Genomic DNA, 17,750 nt, shown 5'->3' with positions numbered 1-17,750 from the left:
TCAGGGCGCCTGTCGTTGGCGGCGTTCCTGCAGATGGGCGAGCAGACCTTCGCAGGCGTCTTCGATCATGTCGAGGACGCGGTCGAAGCCCGGTTCGGTTCCGTAGTAGGGATCGGGCAGGTTGCGGGTCTTGAGATGGGGGGCGTAGTCGAGGAGATACCCCAGTTTGTGCTGATACTTGCGGGCACCGGTAAACAGCAGGGTGTCGTAGTTCTGCTCGTCCATCACCAGAACCAGGTCGAATTCCTCGAAATCCCCTGGCTCCACCTGGCGGGCGCGCAGGTGGGAGATGTCGATGCCGCGCTCGCGGGCGGCGCGGATGGCGCGCTCGTCCGGGGACTTGCCCAGGTGATAGGCGTGGGTGCCGGCGGAATCGATCATGACCTGATCGGCCAGCCCCTCCCGTTCCAGCAGTTTCTGGAACACCCCTTCGGCCATGGGGGAACGGCAGATGTTGCCCATGCACACGAACAGGATACGAATCATGACGCTTACCTCGAAATGGTGGTTTCAGCCCTGACGCTGCCGCAGCACATGGTTCACCCTTTCCAGATCCTCGCGGGTGTCCACGCCCGGTTCCGGCGCATGATCCACGGTCAGCACGACGATGCGCTCACCGTGCCACAGGATGCGCAATTGTTCAAGCGCCTCGGCCTGCTCCAGCGGCGCCGGCGGCCAGTGCACGTAGCGGTGCAGCAGCCCCACCCGGTAGGCGTAGACGCCGATGTGGCGCCAGCAACAGGCGGCGGCGAGATCGGGGCGGTCGGTGGCGAAGGATTCGCGATGCCAGGGAATGGGAGCGCGGCTGAAATAAAGGGCATAGCCGGCCTGGTCCATGACCACCTTGACGGCGTTGGGATTGAAGATCTCGGTCTCGCTCGCCGGCGCCGCCAGGGTGGCGACCATGGCGTCCGGATGTTCATCCAGGTCGCAGGCCAGGCGGTTGACCAGGTGCGGGTCCAGCAACGGCTCGTCCCCCTGCCAGTTGACCACGATGGTGTCGTCGTCCCAGCCCTTAAGGCGGGCGGCCTCCTCGATCCTTTCGGTGCCGCTGGTGTGGGACGGGCAGGTCAGAACCGCCTCCACGCCGGCACCGCGAGCGGCCTCGGCGATGCGGACGTCGTCGGTGGCGACTACCACCTCGTCGGCGTCGGCCTTGAGCGCCTGGCGGCAGACGTGGACGATCATCGGCTCCCCGGCCAGGCGCAGCAGGGGCTTGTCGGGCAGGCGCGAGGAGGCGGCGCGGGCGGGGATGACGATCTTGAAGCCGGTCATCGGTCCTTGATACGGTCGTATTCCTCCAGGCTCAGCTTGCGGGCCTCCTCTTCGAGCATCACCGGAATGTCGTCGCGGATCGGATAGGCCAGTCGGTCGGCCTTGCAGATCAGCTCTTCGGTCTCGGGGGCGTAGATCAGTTTGCCCTTGCAGACCGGGCAGACCAGGATGTCCAGGAGTTTCTTGTCCATCGGTTCACTCTTGGGTGGTTTCGGTGGCGAAGGATATGTGGCTCAGACCCAGTTGGCGGGAAGCGTCGAGCACCCGGATCACCGCCTGATGGGGGGTGCGCTTGTCGGCGACGATGACCACTACCGGCCGGGCGCCCTGCTGCAGCGCCCGTCGTATGGCTTTTTTCAGGGTCTCCAGGCGAGTGTTGATCAATTCGTGCCCGCCGATGTAGTAGTGACCTTCGGCGTCGATGACCACCTCCAGCGGTTTCTGCTGGGGGCTTTGGACCGCGCTTTTGGCCTTGGGCAGCTCGAGCTTGAGGCGGGCCTGGCGGTCGAAGGTGGTGGTGACCATGAAGAAGATCAGCAGCAGAAACACCACGTCGATCATCGGCGTCAGGCTCAGTTCGAGGCGCTCGCGCCGGGTGGTGCGGAAGTTCATTCTCCTTTCGAATCCTCGTGGTCGGTTTCGCTGTACATGATGTCCAGGAAGCGCAGGGCCTCGTTTTCCATTTTCAGCACCAGATCCTGCACCTTGGCCTGAAAGTGGCGGTAGAAAATCAGGGCCGGAATCGCCACCGACAATCCGGCCGCGGTGGTGATGAGGGCCTCGGAGATGCCGCCGGCGAGCACCTTGGGATCGCCGACGCCGACGGCGGTGATGGCGCTGAAGACCTTGATCATCCCCATCACCGTGCCCAGCAGGCCCAGCAGCGGGGTGACCGAAGCGATGGTGCCGAGCAGATCGAGGAACCGCTCCAGCTCGTGGGCTACCTGACGGCCCACGTCCTCGATCGCCTCCTTCATCACCTCGCGGCCGTAGCGGTAGTTGCTCAGGCCGGCGGCCAGAATCGCCCCCAACGGGGAGCTGGTCTGCAGTTGCCGGATGTGGTTCGCATCCAGTTCCCCCTTGCGGAACATGCGCCAGACCTGGGTGACCAGGTGCGGTGGGATGATGCGGGCGGTCCGAAGGCTCCAGAAGCGTTCGCAGACGATGGCGGTCGCCAGCACGGAACAGGCCAGGATCGGCCACATGAGCCAGCCGCCCGCTTCGATGATTTCCAACACGCTCGGATCTCCTCGGGGAAAACCGGTTAATTGTAACCCAGTCTCGGCCGACAGGCGGTAAAAAGCCCGCACGAAGGCGGGCTTTGCCGGCAGGATGATCCGGTTGCGGCTTATAGCAGCAGACTGAAGATGTCGGCGACCCGGTTCCAGTGCTCTGTCTGGGGATTTTTCAGCGCCGGGTCGATGATCTTGAAGGTCTTGGCCATGGCGTAGGTCAGGCCGCCGACGATTTCCGGCAGCCTGGTTTCCACGTCCTCGCCGTAGGCCAGTTCCAGCGGCGGCAGTTTGGCCAACTGGTCCAGGATCGGCTGCAGCTCCAGGGCCAGGTCCATCTTGCGGAACTGGTGGATGCTTTCCTGCAATCCCTTGGTGATCGGCAGGTCGTGCACCAGGATGACGTCACGACCGTTGGCCTTGGCGGTGGCCACGCCCATCAGCAGCAGGTCGTGCAGCTTCTGGTCGATGAAGTCCGACAGGCGCTTGAGGTCGTCCTTGTCCACGTCCAGGGACGCGGCTTCGCGGAAAAAGCGCTCGAACTGGCTGATGCCCATGATGCTCATCGGTTGGATCTCCTTGTTCTTTGTGAGTGGGTTAGGCGGCGAATCTGGGGGCCGGCCGGCCGTTTCTCAAGAGCGGCGAACCGGGAACCGCCGCCGGAACGGCAGAATTTTGTCATAATAACATCGCCGCAACCATTCAGCGTGACAAAAATTCCATGACCACCCAACCTCTCGTGGGCGTGATCATGGGTTCCCAATCCGACTGGGACACCATGCACCATGCCACCGACATGCTGGAGCAGCTCGAAGTCCCCTTCGAGGTGCGCATCGTTTCCGCCCACCGCACCCCGGACCTGCTGTTCGAATACGCCGGCAGCGCCAGGGAGCGCGGCCTTCGGGTCATCATCGCCGGCGCCGGCGGAGCCGCCCACCTGCCGGGCATGGCGGCGGCCAAGACCACCCTGCCGGTGCTCGGGGTGCCGGTGCAGTCGCGCACCCTCAACGGCCTGGACTCGCTGCTGTCGATCGTGCAGATGCCGGCCGGGGTTCCGGTCGGCACTCTGGCCATCGGCCGCGCCGGGGCGGTCAACGCCGCGCTGCTGGCGGCGGCGATTCTGGCTCCGGAACACCCGGGGATCGACGCCGCCCTCAGCGCCTACCGCCAGCGCCAGACCGAGGCCGTGCTGGCCCGTCCCGATCCCCGCGAGGCGGCGTCATGAAGATCGGCATCATCGGCGGCGGTCAGCTGGCGCGGATGCTGATCCTGGCCGGTTACCCCCTGGGGCTGGATTTCGCCGTCCTCGACCCGGCTCCGGACGCCTGCGCCGGCCCTTTGGCCGAACATCTGGTCGCCCCCTACGACGATCCGGAGGCGCTGGCGCGGCTGGCCGACACCTGCCAGGTCATCACCTACGAATTCGAGAACGTCTCCCTGGAGGGCCTGAGCAGGCTGCAGGACCGCGCCCGCATCCATCCGCCGCTGACGGCCTTGGCCGAAAGCCGCGACCGCCTGCAGGAGAAATCGCTGTTTCGCAGCCTCGACATTCCCACCCCGCCCTTCGTCGCCATCGACAGCCGGGAGGATCTGGCGGAGGCGCCCAAGTGCCTGGGTTGGCCTTTCCTGGTCAAGACCCGCCGTTTCGGCTACGACGGCAAGGGGCAGTTTCTGATCCGCACCGCCGCCGACATGGATGCCGCCTGGGCCGAGCTGGCAGGCCGGCCGCTGATCGGCGAGGGCTTCATTCCCTTCGACCGCGAGGTCTCGGTCATCGCCGTGCGCCGCGCCAGCGGCGAGACGGCCTTCTATCCCCTCAGCGAGAACGTCCACAAAAGCGGCATCCTTCATCTCGCCCGCTGCCGCCCGGGGGATGCCGCCGCGGCGCAGGCCCAGGAATACGCCCGCCGCCTGCTTGAACGTCTCGATTATGTCGGGGTCTTAGCACTGGAGCTGTTCGAGGTGAACGGCCGTCTGCTGGCCAACGAGATGGCGCCCAGGGTGCACAACTCCGGTCACTGGACCATCGAGGGGGCGGAAGTCAGCCAGTTCGAAAACCACCTGCGCGCCATCCTCGACCTGCCCCTGGGCGGCACCGAGCCGGTGGGACATACGGCGATGGTGAATTTCATCGGCGTGCTGCCGGCGCTGGCCGACGTGCTGGCGCAGCCGGGCGTCCACTGCCATTTCTATGGCAAAGCCGAGCGGCCGGGACGCAAGGTCGGTCACGCCACGGTGCGGGCGGCCTCGGCCAAGGCCCTGGAGGCGCGCCTGCACCATCTGCTGGCCCTGTTACCCTAAGATCATCAGCCGAACGAGGTGAGACGATGGCACAGATCCCCGTGGAACGCATTTCCGGGCCGGAACCGGCCCCGCCCGCCAGCGTCCCGCCTCTGCCCTGGTACCGGCAGCGCCGTGTTCTGGTGTTCGCCGCTGTCGCCGCCGCGACCCTGCTGCTGGGCTGGCTGATCGTTTTCTTGCGGCCGGCGATCTATCAGGCCGGCGCCACCTTGCTGACCACCCCGCCGCCGGCGGTCGATGCCGATGAGGTCGTCGTCGATCCCCAGCACATCGCCATCCAGCGCGTCCTGCTCACCGGCCAGCCGCTGTTGGAGGAAACCCTCGAGCGGCTGGAATGGGACGGCCGCCTGCCGCCGGGCCTGACCCCGGCGGCAGTGAGGGAGATGCTGCGGGTGGAACCGGTGCCCGACACCAATCTGGTGCGCCTGATCGCCGAAGGCCCGGACCGCGATCTGCTCGCCCCCCTGGTCAACACCTGGGTCGAGGTCTACCGGGAGGTGCGGGCACGGGAGATCGAGGCTTCCACCGGCGCCACCCTGCGGGCGCTGCGTGAGCGGCTGGCGGCGCTTCAGGGCAAGATCGCCGCCCGCCGCAAGGCTCTGGAGGATTTCCGCCAGCGTTACGACATCGCTTCCCTGGAGCGCGGGGAAAACACCGCGCTCGCCCGTCTCAACGGTCTGACCGAGGCCCTCAACAAGGCCAACGAGGCGGTGGTCGAGGCCAGGTCGCGCCTGGAGGCGGTGAAGGCGGCGGTCGCCGCCGGCAAGCCGGTGGTCCCCGAGGAAGACCAGCAGGTACTGGCGGTGCTGGAGCAGCGGGCCCAGGCGCTGCGTGAGCAGTTGACCGCCATGAAACAGCGCTTCACTCCCCAGTACATCCGCCTCAATCCCGCCTACCGCAAAGTGCCGCAGCAGCTGCGGGAAGTGGAGGCCAAGATCGCGGCGCTGGTGGAACGGGGCCGCCGGGCGGTGCTGGCCCAGGCGCAACAGGATTACGCCGCCGCCCTCCAGACGGTGGCGGAAACCCGGCGCCAGCTGGAGGCGCACAAACGCCAGGCGCAGGAATTCAGCACCCGCTTCGCCGAGCACGAGTCGCTGGTGAAGGATCTGGAACAGCTGGAAGAACAGCAGCGCGAGCTGCAGGCCCGCATCACCCAGCTGGAGGTCAAGCAGCTGGAACAGTATCCCCAGGTGGAGGTGGTCGAAAAGGCCTACGCGCCGGAAAGCCCCATCCGGCCCCATTACTGGCGTGACGCTGGGGTGGTGGCGCTGCTCGCCTTCGGGCTGGGACTGGCGGCGGTCTGGCTGCTGGAATTCCTGACCCGGCGGGAAGCACGGCTGCCGGACACCCGCCTGACCCTCGCCGGGGTGCACGTTTATGCCGATCCCCGTCAGGCTCCCCTGTTTTCCCCGCCGCCGCCGGCCGAAGCCCTCAGGACGGAAACGGCCCCGGAAAGGCTGCCTTCCCAGCCCCAGGAGCTCGATACCGAAACGCTGAACCGCCTGATCGACCGCGCCGACCTGAAGACCCGCCAGACCGTCGCCCTGCTCCTCAGCGGCCTGACCCCGGAGGAGTTGACCCGCCTGGAAACCACGGATGTGGATCTGGCCCATGCGCGCCTGCTGGTCCCGCCCCCGCACCGGCGCTCCCTGCCCCTGGCGCCGCGGTTGAAGACTTGGCTGGCGGCCAGCGGGGGGACGCCCCTAGTGCCTGGTGATCCGGAAGCGGTCCGCAAGTTGCTCTATCTGGCCGCGGTGGAAGCCGGGCTCGAAGACCCGGAAAGCGTAACCCCGGAAGCGCTGCGTCATGCCTGCATCGTTCATCTGCTCCGCCAGGGGCTGAAACTGGCCCGGCTGGAAGCCATCGTCGGGCCCCTGACGCTGAAGGACCTGAGCCGTTACCGGCCGCTCACCATCGCAGCGGACAAAGACGTGGACCAGATCGACCCGGTCCATCCCTGTCTGCGTTCTTGAAGCCATGTCCCGCACCGCCGCCCTGCCACCGCGCCGCTACGACTGGCGCACCCTGATCCGCTTGAGCCTGCGCCACCGGCGCAAGCTGCTCCTGGCCCAGGCGGTGGCGCTGCTGGCGGCCCTGGCGGCGGTGCCGGTGCCGCTGCTGATCCCGACCCTGGTGGACGAGGTCCTGCTGGGGCATCCGGGACCGGTGACCGCTTTCATCGACCGCTGGTTGCCGCCGCCGGCGGCGTTCCCCTGGGACCGGGCCCTGTGGTACATCGGCGCGGTGCTGGTGCTGTCGTTCCTGCTGCGCCTGGCGGCCCTGGGCTTCAACGTCTGGCAGACGCGCCAGTTTACCGAGATTTCCAAGGACGTCACCTACCGGCTGCGCACCGATCTGCTCAAGCGCCTGGAACGGGTGTCGATGGCGGAATACGAATCCCTCGGCAGCGGCACCGTGGTCACCCACCTGGTCACCGATGTCGACACCCTGGACCAGTTTCTCGGCGCCACCATCAGCCGCTCTCTCATCGCCGCGCTCACCATCGTCGGCACTGCGGCGATCCTGCTGTGGATCCACTGGCCCCTGGCCTTGTTCATCCTCTGTCTCAATCCCCTGGTGATCTACTTCACCCGCGCCCTGGGCAAACGGGTCAAGCAGCTCAAGAAGAAGGAAAACGGCGCTCTGGAGGCGTTCCAGCAGGCCCTGACCGAAACCCTGGACGCCATCCAGCAGATCCGCGCCAGCAACCGCGAGCGTTATTACTTCGAGCGCCTGCGCGATCACGCCGACCAGGTGCGCCACCGTGCCGGGCAGTATGCCTGGAAAAGCGACGCCCTCAACCGTTTCAGCTTCGTGGTCTTCCTCCACGGCGTCGATCTGTTCCGCGCTACCGCCATGACCATGGTGCTGTTTTCCGACCTCAGCATCGGCCAGATGCTGGCGGTGTTCGGTTACCTGTGGTTCATGATGGGGCCGGTGCAGGAACTGCTCGGCATCCAGTACGCCTTCTACAGCGCTCAGGCGGCGCTGGCGCGGATCAACCGTCTGCTGGCGTTGCGCCAGGAGCCGCGTTATCCGCATCGGGTCAATCCCTTCCGCGGCAAGCCCACGGTGTCCATCCGGGTCGAGGACTTGCATTTCCGCTACGATCAGGGGGACGAAGTCCTCAAAGGCGTGAGCCTCGACGTCGGTGCGGGCGAAAAGATAGCCCTGGTGGGCGCCAGCGGCGGTGGCAAGTCCACCCTGGTGCAGGTGCTCATCGGCCTCTACGCGCCGACGCGGGGAATGGTCTATTACGACGGCGAGCCCATCACCCGCATCGGCATGGAAGTGGTGCGCGAACACGTGGCCACGGTGCTGCAGCAGCCGGTGCTGTTCAACGACACCATCCGCGCCAACCTGACCCTGGGCCGCGATCTGGACGACCGCCGCCTGTGGCGGGCCCTGGAGACCGCCCAGCTCGCCGACACCGTCGCCGCCCTGCCCGCCGGTCTGGACACCGTCATCGGCCGTAGCGGCATGCGCCTTTCCGGAGGGCAGCGCCAGCGCCTCGCCATCGCCCGCATGATTCTGGCCGAGCCGAAGGTGGTGATCTTCGACGAGGCCACCTCGGCGCTGGACACCGAAACCGAGCAGCGGCTCCACGAAGCGCTGTCCCGCTTCCTGGCGCGCCGCACCACGGTGATCGTCGCCCACCGTCTCAGCGCCGTGAAACAGGCCGACCGGGTCTACGTATTCGAGGACGGCCGCATCTGCGAACAGGGCGGCCATGCCGATCTCCTAGCCCAGGGCGGCCTCTACGCCAGGCTTTACGGCGAACGCCAGCAGGCTTTGCCATGACCTCGGCGTTCGATCTCCACTGTCATTCCACCGCCTCCGACGGCGCCCTGTCCCCGCCACAGGTGGTGAGCCGGGCGGCGGCCAATGGCGTGCGTCATCTGGCCCTCACCGACCACGACAGCGTCGCCGGTATCGCGAGCGCCCGCCGCGCCGCCGAGGCGCTCGGTGTCCGCCTGATCGCCGGGGTGGAGATCTCCGTCACCTGGGAGAGGCGATGCTTCCACATCCTCGGTCTGGGTGTCGATCCCACCAACGAAATCCTGTGTCGGGGCTTGGCCGGCCTGCAGCGGATCCGCCGCGAGCGGGCGGCGGCGATGGCCGAGAATCTGGCCAGACACGGCATCGAGGGCAGTCTGGCGGCGGTGGAGGAAATGGCCGGCGGGGGTATGATCACCCGCACCCACTTCGCCCGCTTTCTGGTGGCCCAGGATTATGCCGCTTCGGTGGCCGACGTCTTCGACCGCTATCTGGTGCGGGGCAAACCCGGTTACGTCGCCACCCGCTGGGCCGGGCTGGAAGAGGCTCTGGAATGGATCCGCGCCGCCGGCGGCGTCGCGGTGCTGGCCCATCCGCTGCGCTATCAGCTCACCGCCAGCTGGCTGCGGCGCTTTCTGTCGGCCTTCCAGTCCGCCGGCGGGGTGGGGCTGGAGGTGGTCAGCGGCAACAGCTCCCCCAACCAGATCGCCACCTGCGCCGATTACGCCCGCCGTTACCGCCTGGCCGGGTCGGTGGGGTCCGATTTCCACGATCCGGCCTTTCCCTGGATCGATCTCGGGCGGCTGGCGCCGCTGCCGCCGGGCGTCGAGCCGGTGTGGAACGCCTTCAATCTGTAACCTTCGACCGAGGAGATCGCTCAACTTGGGCCAGGAAATCGAACGTATCCGCTTCACGCCGGCGGATTTCGAGCGCTTCCGCCGCCGGGTCGCCGAAGAAACCCACCTGCTGCGGGTGCTGGAGCACGAGGGCCATCTTTCCGGGCGCGAGCCGGTGGGCGGCTTCGAAATCGAGGCCTGGCTGGTGGACCGCCGGCTGCGCCCGGCGCCGGACAACGTCCGCTATCTTAAGGCCCTGGCCGATCCCCTGGCTTCGGCGGAGCTGGCGCGCTTCAACGTCGAGCTCAACAATCGGCCCCGTCCGCTGCGTGAGGACGCTTTGCGCCGCTTCCATCACGATTTGGCGCAGCTGTGGCGCCGAGCCGATGCCTGCGCCCGCCGCCTCGATCTGGCGCTGTTGATGATCGGCATCCTGCCCACGTTGCGGCAGGCCGATCTCAGCCTGGCCAACATGTCGCCGCTGAACCGCTATCTGGCGCTCAACGAGCAGATCCTGAAACAGCGCGGCGGCCAGCCGCTGCGGCTGGACATCCACGGCCTCGAACACCTCAGGTGTCTGCATCACGACGTCATGCTGGAGTCGGCCGCCACCTCATTCCAGATCCATCTGCAGGCCCCCCGGGAGCGGGCGGTGGCCCTCTATAACGCATCGATCGTCGCTTCGGCGGCAACAGTGGCGGCCGGGGCCAATTCGCCGTTCCTGTTCGGCCGCGATCTGTGGGCCGAAACCCGCATCCCCCTGTTCGAGCAAGCCATCGAAGTGGGCGGTTACGGGGCGGCGGTGCGCGGCCCCCTGCGCCGGGTCGGCTTCGGCAGCGGCTACGCCCGCCGCCGGCTGAGCGAGGTGTTCGAGGAGAACCTGCGGCACTTTCCGCCGCTGCTGCCGATCTGCTTCGACACCCCGCCGGAGAAGCTGGCCCACCTGCGCCTGCACAACGGCACCATCTGGCGCTGGAACCGCCCGCTGGTGGGGTTCGACGCCGACGGCACCCCCCATTTCCGTATCGAGCACCGGGTACTGCCCGCCGGCCCGACCCTGGTGGACATGATCGCCAACGCGGCGCTGTACTACGGGCTGGCCGAGTCCCTCAGCCACGAAAAGCCCCTGCCCTTCGCCGTCGCCCGGGACAATTTCTATCGCGCCGCCAAACACGGCTGGGAGGCGCGGGTGATCTGGGCCGGAGGCCAGCGCTGGCACCTGTCCAGACTGCTGCGTGACGAGCTGATCCCGCTGGCGCGGGAGGGTCTGCAGCGGTTAGGGATATGCCGCCGCGACCGTGAATTCTATCTCGACATCGTGCGCCAGCGGGTGCTGGCCGACCAGAACGGCGCCCTGTGGCAGCGCCGCTTCGCCGCCGTCCACGGGCGTGACTTCATCGCCCTGACAGCGGCCTATCTTCGTCATCAACGCCAAGGAGACCCTGTCCATACATGGCCGATCTGACCCTGTATCAAATCGACCGCGTTCCTGAAGGTCTGCTCGACATCAAGGCCCGCGACCTGCACACCCTGCTGCCGGGCCCCACCCTGCTGCATCTTCCGGGCCGCGAGGCGCGGCCCCTGTTCGTTTCCGTGCTGCTGCACGGAAACGAGGTGACCGGGCTGCAGGCGGTCCAGCGCCTTCTGCGAAAATACCGGGCTGCGCCGCTACCGCGTTCCCTGTCGGTGTTCTTCGGCAATGTCGCCGCTGCGGCGGCGGGAATGCGGCGGCTCGACGGCCAGCCGGACTACAACCGGGTCTGGCCGGGAACCGACCACCCGGATTGCCCGGAAGTGCGGCTGATGCGGCAGGTGTGGGAGATCATGCGCCGGCGCCGGGTGTTCGCCAGCGTCGACGTCCACAACAACACCGGCCGCAATCCCCACTACGCCTGTGTCAACAGACTGGCGCGGCCGTTCCTCAACCTGGCGGCGCTGTTCGGTCACCTGGTGGTGTATTTCCTCCGGCCCCGCGGGGTGCAGTCGCTGGCTTTTGCCGAACTGTGCCCGGCGGTGACCCTGGAATGCGGCAAGCCCGGGGTGGAGCGCGGCGCGGCCCATGCCGCCGATTTCATCGACACCTGCCTGCATCTGCGCCAGGTGCCCGACAAACCCATCGGCCGCGGCGCCATCGACCTGTTTCACACCGTGGCTCAGGTCAGGATTCCCGACCACATCCGCTTCAGCTTCCACGACGAGAGCGCCGATCTGGTGCTGCGCGGCGACCTGGACCACCTCAACTTCACCGAGCTGCCCCCCGGCGTCGCCTGGGGCGAGGTGCACACCGAACGCATGCCAGTGCAGGTGGTGGACGAGGAAGGCCGGGAGGTGACGGGGCGCTATTTCGCCGTCGAAAGCGGCAGGCTGGTCCAGCGCCAGCGGGTGATGCCGTCGATGCTGACTCTGGACGAGCGCGTCATCCGCCAGGACTGCCTGTGCTATCTGATGGAGCGTCTGGACGAAACCGATCCCTAAAGAATCCGGGGTAGCGGCCGCTAACGGCAAAGGGTCAATCTCTATGGTGACAGGTGTGCAGGTTCCTTCCGCCTCCCAGGCGTTTCTTCCCCACGTGCAGGTGGCCGGTTCTCCGGTGGCAGGCCGTGGCGCCGAAAGCGAGGGAAAAGCCAAGGCCGCCGTGACGGACCGCCTGCAACTGGATCAGGCCCAGCTGCGGCAGGTGGAACGACTGCGCCAGCGCGACCGGGAGGTGCGGGCCCATGAGATGGCCCATCTGGCCGCTGCCGGTTCCTACGCCCTGGGCGGGCCGTCGTTCGAATACCAAGTGGGACCGGACGGCCAGCGCTATGCCATCGGCGGTCACATCAACATCGACACCTCGCCGGTTCCCAGCGATCCCGAGGCGACCTTGCGCAAGGCGGAAACCATCCGCCGTGCCGCCCTCGCCCCCGGCGATCCCTCGCCCCAGGACCGCAGCGTCGCCGCCGCGGCGGCAGCGATGGCGATGAAGGCGCAGATCGAGATCCAGCAGCGTCAGGATGGCGGCGACAATCCCCTGCGCCGGAACGCAGGGCAGGAAGCGGACATCAGCGCCTACGGCCACGTTCGGGTCACCGACGCCGAGGCGTCGCTGGAGTTGGATCTCTATGGCTGAAGGCTGGCCCTGACGCCGGGTTCTCAGTGGACCTTGGTCAGCTTGAAGCGGTCCAGGGCGATATAGTTGGAACCGATGTGCTGGTCATAGTAACCCCGCGCCAGGGGATCGCCATCGACCACCTTGAGCCGGACCTTGCCGTCGGCGGTGAGATCGACGATTTCGGCGATCAGTTTGTAGCGCTTCTTTTCCACCTTGATGTCGAAGGCCACCTTGTCACCGATTTTGTAGGACGTCCCCCCGACCTCGACCTCCGTGACCGGCTGATAAGGCTCCAGAAACATCGGTTTCCAGAGATAGGGGGTGCACAGGATCGGCTGGGTGTCCTTGTCGAACTTGACTTCGTAACCGGTGGCCCGTACCCGTTTGATCCAGCCGCGCAGATAGTTGTCCTGACAGCGGGCCAGTACCTTGTCCTTCTCCTGATATTGCGCCTCCTCGCTGGAGAACAGGGCCCAGCCGACGATCAGGGCCAGCAGAATACCGCCGCCGATCAACCACTGCTGCAGGGGCCGGCCCCACAGTTGTTTTGCCTCGCTCATCGCAGTTTTTCCTCCAAAAAGTTGCTTTTTCTTAGGGAAAATAGGGTTTGCGGCGGGGGAAATCAACCGCCACGGCGCAACCATACCACCATCAGGCCATAACCGGCGACGGTGACGGCGATGGCGATGGCGAGGCTGAGATAGAAATGCAGTCCCCGCTGCAACAGCGGCGGGAGGATTGCGAACAGCAGCAGAGACGGCAGCACCAGCCACAAGATGTCGCGGGCGAAGGCGGCGATCTGGGCCACGTCGTGCTGCTCGTGGTACATCCAGATCATCGCCAGTACCGAAACCAGCGGGATCGACGCCAGCACCGCGCCGATCAGCGGGCTGCGCTTGGCCGCTTCGCTGGCGGCGGTGATGATGAGGGCGTTAATGACGGTTTTGGCGAGCAGATAGAGCACGGTGTCGCTTCCTGATCCGGTGTCGCAGCCACAGCCACAGGCCGGTACCGGCCAGCGGCAGGGGCAGCAGGCCGGTGAGAGCCAGCAACGGCAGGGTTCCAGGCGGGATGGCTGCGCCGCTATGAAGCGGGAACATCCAGCACAGCAGCGTCTCCCGCCAGGTGGGCGGCGGCGCAATCCGGCCGGCGATGCGAGCGCGCCAGGGATCGACCCAGAGTTTGTCCCAGCTTGGCGGCGCATCGTAACTCCCCTGGCGGTGAAATTCCAGCAGCCAGGGGTCGGTTTCGCTGCGCGGCGGCGTCAGGGCCCGCAGTTCCAGGCGTGGATGCCGGCGGACGATGCGGGCCACCAGCGTGTCGATGTCCAGCGGCGCGGTGTCCGCCGGCTCGAGGACAGGCGGGCGCGGCTCGCTGACCACGGCCGGATACAGTGCTGGCAGCCAGGCGTGGGGGATGGCGAGATAGAGCCCGGTGAGGGTGCTGAACAGCAGCAGCGGACTGCCCAGGGCCCCCAGCCAGCGGTGGCTGCCGGCCAGATTCAGGTGCAGGCGGCGGCGGGTCGGCCACCACAGGGACAGGCCGGTGGCGATGAGGATCACCAGCACCGTCCCCAGGGCGGCGGTGAGCAGCTTGCCTTCCTCCAGCAGCCAGGTGGAATGGAAGCGGTACAACCACCCCTCGAACCAGTCCCTGTCCTTCTCGAAGGCACGCAGGACTTCGGCACGGTACGGATCGATCCAGACGATCACCTCCCCTTCCGGGCCTTCGAAGGGGTCGTCGCTGACGTAAGTGGCCTTGGCCGGCTCGCCGGCCCGCCCGGGCAGCACCAGCCGCCAGACGCCGGAGTCGGGGGGATACAAGGTGAAAGCGGCATCGAGCAGGCGTCCCAGGGGTGCGGGTTGCCCATCGATCTGAATCCGGGTTTGGGGGTGCAGCAGCCGGTACAGCGGGTCGCGATAGACCAGGAGGCTGCCGCTCAGCCCCAGCAGCACCAGCAACAGGGCGGTGCCCAGGGCCAGCCAGCGGTGCAGGCGGAAAGCCCACCGCCGGCCGGTGATCGGCCAGCGGTGGCTGTGGGATTTACGCCTGCGTGGCTTTGCGGGCGCCACGGAAATGGGAAATGAAGAAGATCACCATGGTGAAGAACACCACGATGGCGGCTACCGCAGCGTATTTGAGGAAGGGAATATGCTTCCAGGGCGAACTCAGGGCCACGGTCAGCGGAACCCGCATGATGTCCTCCTCCAGCGCGTCCTCGCCGCCGAACTGGATGATCAGGGCGTAGTGTCCCGGCTTGTCGAAATTCACCCGCAGATCGGCGACCCCCTGCGGATACAGCGTGGGCGGAACTTCCTTGACCACCCGCACGACCTGCGGTTTGCCTTCCTCGCCGGCAGTCGGTTTTTCCTCCACCACTTTCATGCTGATGGGCATCTGCCGCACGTCGCGGTCGATGAAGTCCATGCCGAAATAGGTGGTGCCGGTGCGCGGCAGCTCATGACAGTAGGGACGGAAGGCCTCCTTGCGCTCGGCGTCGGTTTCCGGCTTCTTGGCCGGAGGCTGGAAGGCCGAGAAATGGACGATATAGAAGTCGGTGGTGATCATGCAGGCGCGTCCCTTCATGTTGGGGGCGGCCTGTCCGGGAAGTGAGAAGCCAGCGACCAGCAACGCCAGCAGGGTAACGAAAATACGCAGGTTCATTGGTCATCCTCGACGACGGTGAACTGGAAACGGCCCGTGATGATGTGGGTGTCGGCGGACTGGACCCGGTAGCGGACCATATATTTGCCCGGCTGGAGCGGTTCCTTGAAGCTCGCCCGCACGATACTGGGATCGGTGAAATCGCGGTCGGCATCCTTGGCGTCCACCCGCTTCTTGCGGCTGCGGTCGATCACCGCCAGCGCCAGATAGCGTTCACCGACGCCAGCGTCGAAGCGGAGCCAGATTTCCCTGGGCGCCTCGCTCACCTTGATGACCGATTTCGGAGCCGGATTGGCCTCCACCAGAATGGCATGGGCCTGGGCCCACAACGGCAGCAAGGTCGCCAGCCAGAACAGCAACAATCGTTTCGTGGCCATAAAGATCCTCTTGATTCGAACCGCAGGATTGGATTGTCCATGCGGGGGTTAGTTCCGGCTCCGATCCATCGTCTCAGAAGAACAACTGCACCGTGCCGCGGAACTGCCGTGGCATGAACGGATGGAAGTGATAGTCCTCTACCCCCTGCGCGGGTTCGCCGGGCAAACGGGACGTGTAGTAGTACTGGATCTCGGAGTCATCGCTGTCGGTGAGATTGAGTATGTCGAGGGACACCCGCAGCCGGTCACGCCAGCGCCAGCCGACCCCCATGTTGACGATGGTGGAACTGTCGGCATCGTGGGTGCCGGTTTCTTCCAACGGCATGGCGCCGAAGTGGCGCACCCGGATGGAACCGAAGGCGCCGGTGGGATGATCGACGGTGATGCCGCCGGTGATGACGCGGCCGACGGAGTTGGGGACGTTGTTGGCATGGCTGCCGACGTTGAGGAAGCGGGCCCGGGTCAGGGCCATGTCGAAGTCCAGGGTGAGCCAGTCGAGGGGCTTGTAGGTGTTGCTCAGCTCGATGCCGTAGCGCTTGCTCTCCCCACTGGGCTCGGTGGTGCCGGCGTCGCCCACGAACACCAGTTCCGAATCCAGCCGCAGCTGCCATAGCGCCAGAGTGGTGCTGAGGTTGGGAATCCAGTAGGTGCGAAGACCGACCTCGAAGCCGCGCGAACCGACGATGGGATCGACCGGCCTGACCGGATTGCCGCTCCGGGGATCGATTTTGGTGACGGTGCCGCGGGCGTCGTTGCTGTGGAAGCCGAAACCGTAGTTGAAATACAGTTCGGTGTCGTACCACGGCCCAAGGACGATGCCGAACTTGGGACTGATTTTGTAGTCGGATGTGTCGCCGCTGTTGGCGTCGATGAAGCGATCCTCGACGTCGAACAGGAAAATGTCGCCCCGCAGGCCGGCGATGGTGCGGACTTTCTCGTGCCAGCGGGTATTGTTTTCCAGGTAGAAGGCTACGTTGGTTTCGCTGACTTCGTCGATACGGACCGGATCCAAGATGCGGCGTCGCTGGGTATGGTACAGGGCGACTTTGGGGATGAAGTCCTGGCGTATCTGGGCGCCGAGTTTGAAGCCGGCGTCGATGCCGTGGAACAACCAGTGCCAGTGATGGCTCAGCTTGCCGCCGAGGACGAAACGGCGGTCCTTCTGGAAGATCTGGTCGCCGTTGACCGGATCGTCGAGAAAATAGGTGAAATTGGAATAAATCCGCAGGTCGGAATAATAGGTATACAGGGTCAGGCGGGTCTGCCCCCAGCGGGAATCGTTCCAGCCGTTGAGGGTGAGGCCGAAGCGGTGCACCTGGGCACCGTCACTGGGATCGATAGTCCCCAGACGGGAGATCAGACCCTGTTGTACCGCCCGTTCGGGAATGTGGTCGGTGGCGGTCCAGTCGTTGAAGTAGGCGTTGGCGCTGATGTCGAAGCCGCGGCCGATGCCTTCCCAGGAATATTTCAGAAAACCCTTGTAGCGCTGCATGTCCATGGGCGTGTCCCAGGGACCGTCGAAGAAGCCGATTTCAGTCGCTCCCAGCAGTGTGCCCTGGCCGATGTCGATGGAGTCGGCGACCACGGTGCGGAAGTATTTGTCGCTGCCGAAGGTCTGTTTCAAGAAGCCTTTTTCCAAGCGGTTGGCGGTGTGGAATTTGGCATAGCCGGCCGAGGCGAAGTCGCCGATTTCGGAATAATAGGGCCCCTTGCCATATTCGATGTAATCGATCAGCTCAGGGATCATGAAGTTGAGATCCAGCCACCCCTGCCCGTGTCCGTGGGTCGGCAGGTTGAGGGGGGCACCGTCGAGAAAGCCGGCGAAATCGGTGCCGTGGTCCAGGTTGAAACCACGAAGGAAATACTGGTTGGCTTTGCCTTCGCCGCTGTGCTGGGTCGCCACCATGCCGGGGACCACCTCCACCAGTTCGCCCACCCGCATCCAGGGGCGGAATTCGAATTCCGGCCGGCCGACGAAACCTTGGGAAGCCGAAGACGTCATCCCCAGCACGTTGCTGGCGCGGCTGACCACCTCGACGGTTTCCAGCTGCAGTTCATCGGCGGACGGGGCGAGGGGAAGGGCCAGCAGACCGGCGCAGGAAAGCAGCCGGGCGGGGAGCGAGCTTTTTCTTGTATTTCTTGTAATCACGGGCGCGACTCCGGTTGGTGATCAAACCAAAAGCCGCGATTATAA

The 17,750-nt window shown here is 65.9% G+C and carries 20 protein-coding genes; 8 read left to right on the top strand and 12 right to left on the bottom strand.

Features of this window, described 5'->3' with window-relative positions; genetic code table 11:
• The 6 genes from MIN45_RS03825 to MIN45_RS03800 form a co-directional block, all read right to left on the bottom strand.
• The gene (locus MIN45_RS03825; protein ID WP_286293482.1) at positions 1–486 is read right to left on the bottom strand and encodes a low molecular weight protein-tyrosine-phosphatase; all 486 of its coding nucleotides are present in this window, start codon (positions 484–486) and stop codon (positions 1–3) included.
• A 24-nt stretch (positions 487–510) separates the two neighbouring features.
• Entirely contained in the window at positions 511–1,275 is a 765-nt protein-coding gene (kdsB, locus tag MIN45_RS03820; RefSeq protein WP_286293481.1) for a 3-deoxy-manno-octulosonate cytidylyltransferase, read from the bottom strand.
• Positions 1,272–1,466: a Trm112 family protein gene (locus MIN45_RS03815; RefSeq protein WP_286293480.1), complete on the bottom strand. Its 195-nt coding sequence runs from the start codon at positions 1,464–1,466 to the stop codon at positions 1,272–1,274. Before MIN45_RS03815 ends, kdsB begins: the two co-directional genes overlap by 4 nt.
• 4 nt (positions 1,467–1,470) lie before the next feature.
• Positions 1,471–1,887, bottom strand: coding sequence for an ExbD/TolR family protein (locus MIN45_RS03810; RefSeq protein WP_286293479.1), 417 nt, complete (start codon positions 1,885–1,887; stop codon positions 1,471–1,473).
• Complete coding sequence (locus MIN45_RS03805; RefSeq protein ID WP_286293478.1) at positions 1,884–2,513, bottom strand: MotA/TolQ/ExbB proton channel family protein; 630 nt, start codon at positions 2,511–2,513, stop codon at positions 1,884–1,886. The genes MIN45_RS03810 and MIN45_RS03805 overlap by 4 nt, the downstream gene beginning before the upstream one ends.
• A 110-nt stretch (positions 2,514–2,623) precedes the next feature.
• Positions 2,624–3,073: a DUF1931 family protein gene (locus MIN45_RS03800; protein WP_286293477.1), complete on the bottom strand. Its 450-nt coding sequence runs from the start codon at positions 3,071–3,073 to the stop codon at positions 2,624–2,626.
• A 155-nt stretch (positions 3,074–3,228) separates the two neighbouring features.
• Between MIN45_RS03800 and purE the strand changes: the two genes are divergently transcribed.
• From purE to MIN45_RS03760, 8 genes are read left to right on the top strand one after another with little or no spacing between them, the layout of a single operon-like run.
• Positions 3,229–3,732, top strand: a complete 504-nt coding sequence (gene purE / locus MIN45_RS03795; protein WP_286293476.1) for a 5-(carboxyamino)imidazole ribonucleotide mutase — start codon at positions 3,229–3,231, stop codon at positions 3,730–3,732.
• Entirely contained in the window at positions 3,729–4,808 is a 1,080-nt protein-coding gene (locus MIN45_RS03790) for a 5-(carboxyamino)imidazole ribonucleotide synthase (protein ID WP_286293475.1), read from the top strand. Before purE ends, MIN45_RS03790 begins: the two co-directional genes overlap by 4 nt.
• 26 nt (positions 4,809–4,834) lie before the next feature.
• Positions 4,835–6,781 (top strand): GumC family protein, encoded by a 1,947-nt coding sequence (locus MIN45_RS03785; RefSeq protein ID WP_286293474.1) that lies wholly within the window; start codon positions 4,835–4,837, stop codon positions 6,779–6,781.
• Between the two features lie 4 nt (positions 6,782–6,785).
• Positions 6,786–8,609, top strand: a complete 1,824-nt coding sequence (locus MIN45_RS03780) for an ABC transporter ATP-binding protein (protein WP_286293473.1) — start codon at positions 6,786–6,788, stop codon at positions 8,607–8,609.
• The gene (locus MIN45_RS03775) at positions 8,606–9,442 is read left to right on the top strand and encodes a PHP domain-containing protein (RefSeq protein ID WP_286293472.1); all 837 of its coding nucleotides are present in this window, start codon (positions 8,606–8,608) and stop codon (positions 9,440–9,442) included. Before MIN45_RS03780 ends, MIN45_RS03775 begins: the two co-directional genes overlap by 4 nt.
• Positions 9,443–9,467: 25 nt before the next feature.
• The gene (locus MIN45_RS03770) at positions 9,468–10,886 is read left to right on the top strand and encodes a glutamate-cysteine ligase family protein (protein ID WP_286293470.1); all 1,419 of its coding nucleotides are present in this window, start codon (positions 9,468–9,470) and stop codon (positions 10,884–10,886) included.
• On the top strand, positions 10,874–11,896 hold the full coding sequence (locus tag MIN45_RS03765) for a M14 family metallopeptidase (protein ID WP_286293468.1): 1,023 nt from the start codon (positions 10,874–10,876) through the stop codon (positions 11,894–11,896). Before MIN45_RS03770 ends, MIN45_RS03765 begins: the two co-directional genes overlap by 13 nt.
• A gap of 55 nt (positions 11,897–11,951) precedes the next feature.
• A complete protein-coding gene (locus MIN45_RS03760) occupies positions 11,952–12,533 on the top strand; it encodes a putative metalloprotease CJM1_0395 family protein (RefSeq protein WP_286293466.1) in 582 nt (193 codons plus the stop codon).
• 23 nt (positions 12,534–12,556) lie between these two features.
• Here MIN45_RS03760 and MIN45_RS03755 read toward each other — a convergent pair whose 3' ends face one another.
• From MIN45_RS03755 to MIN45_RS03730, 6 genes are all read right to left on the bottom strand, one after another.
• Positions 12,557–13,075, bottom strand: a complete 519-nt coding sequence (locus MIN45_RS03755) for a hypothetical protein (protein ID WP_286293464.1) — start codon at positions 13,073–13,075, stop codon at positions 12,557–12,559.
• A 62-nt stretch (positions 13,076–13,137) separates the two neighbouring features.
• A complete protein-coding gene (locus tag MIN45_RS03750; protein ID WP_286293463.1) occupies positions 13,138–13,479 on the bottom strand; it encodes a DUF3147 family protein in 342 nt (113 codons plus the stop codon).
• Complete coding sequence (locus MIN45_RS03745) at positions 13,448–14,587, bottom strand: PepSY-associated TM helix domain-containing protein (RefSeq protein WP_286293462.1); 1,140 nt, start codon at positions 14,585–14,587, stop codon at positions 13,448–13,450. The genes MIN45_RS03750 and MIN45_RS03745 overlap by 32 nt, the downstream gene beginning before the upstream one ends.
• Positions 14,559–15,179 (bottom strand): hypothetical protein, encoded by a 621-nt coding sequence (locus MIN45_RS03740; protein ID WP_286293461.1) that lies wholly within the window; start codon positions 15,177–15,179, stop codon positions 14,559–14,561. The genes MIN45_RS03745 and MIN45_RS03740 overlap by 29 nt, the downstream gene beginning before the upstream one ends.
• Positions 15,176–15,556 (bottom strand): copper resistance CopC family protein, encoded by a 381-nt coding sequence (locus tag MIN45_RS03735; protein WP_286293460.1) that lies wholly within the window; start codon positions 15,554–15,556, stop codon positions 15,176–15,178. Before MIN45_RS03735 ends, MIN45_RS03740 begins: the two co-directional genes overlap by 4 nt.
• Before the next feature lie 73 nt (positions 15,557–15,629).
• The gene (locus MIN45_RS03730; protein WP_286293459.1) at positions 15,630–17,705 is read right to left on the bottom strand and encodes a TonB-dependent receptor; all 2,076 of its coding nucleotides are present in this window, start codon (positions 17,703–17,705) and stop codon (positions 15,630–15,632) included.
• Positions 17,706–17,750 lie beyond the last annotated feature (45 nt).

Origin of the sequence: Methylomarinovum tepidoasis (assembly GCF_030294985.1) — a bacterium.
Lineage (GTDB): Bacteria > Pseudomonadota > Gammaproteobacteria > Methylococcales > Methylothermaceae > Methylohalobius > Methylohalobius tepidoasis.
The sequence above is the reverse complement of the archived record's forward strand: the minus strand, read 5'-3'. Positions and strand labels throughout refer to the sequence as shown.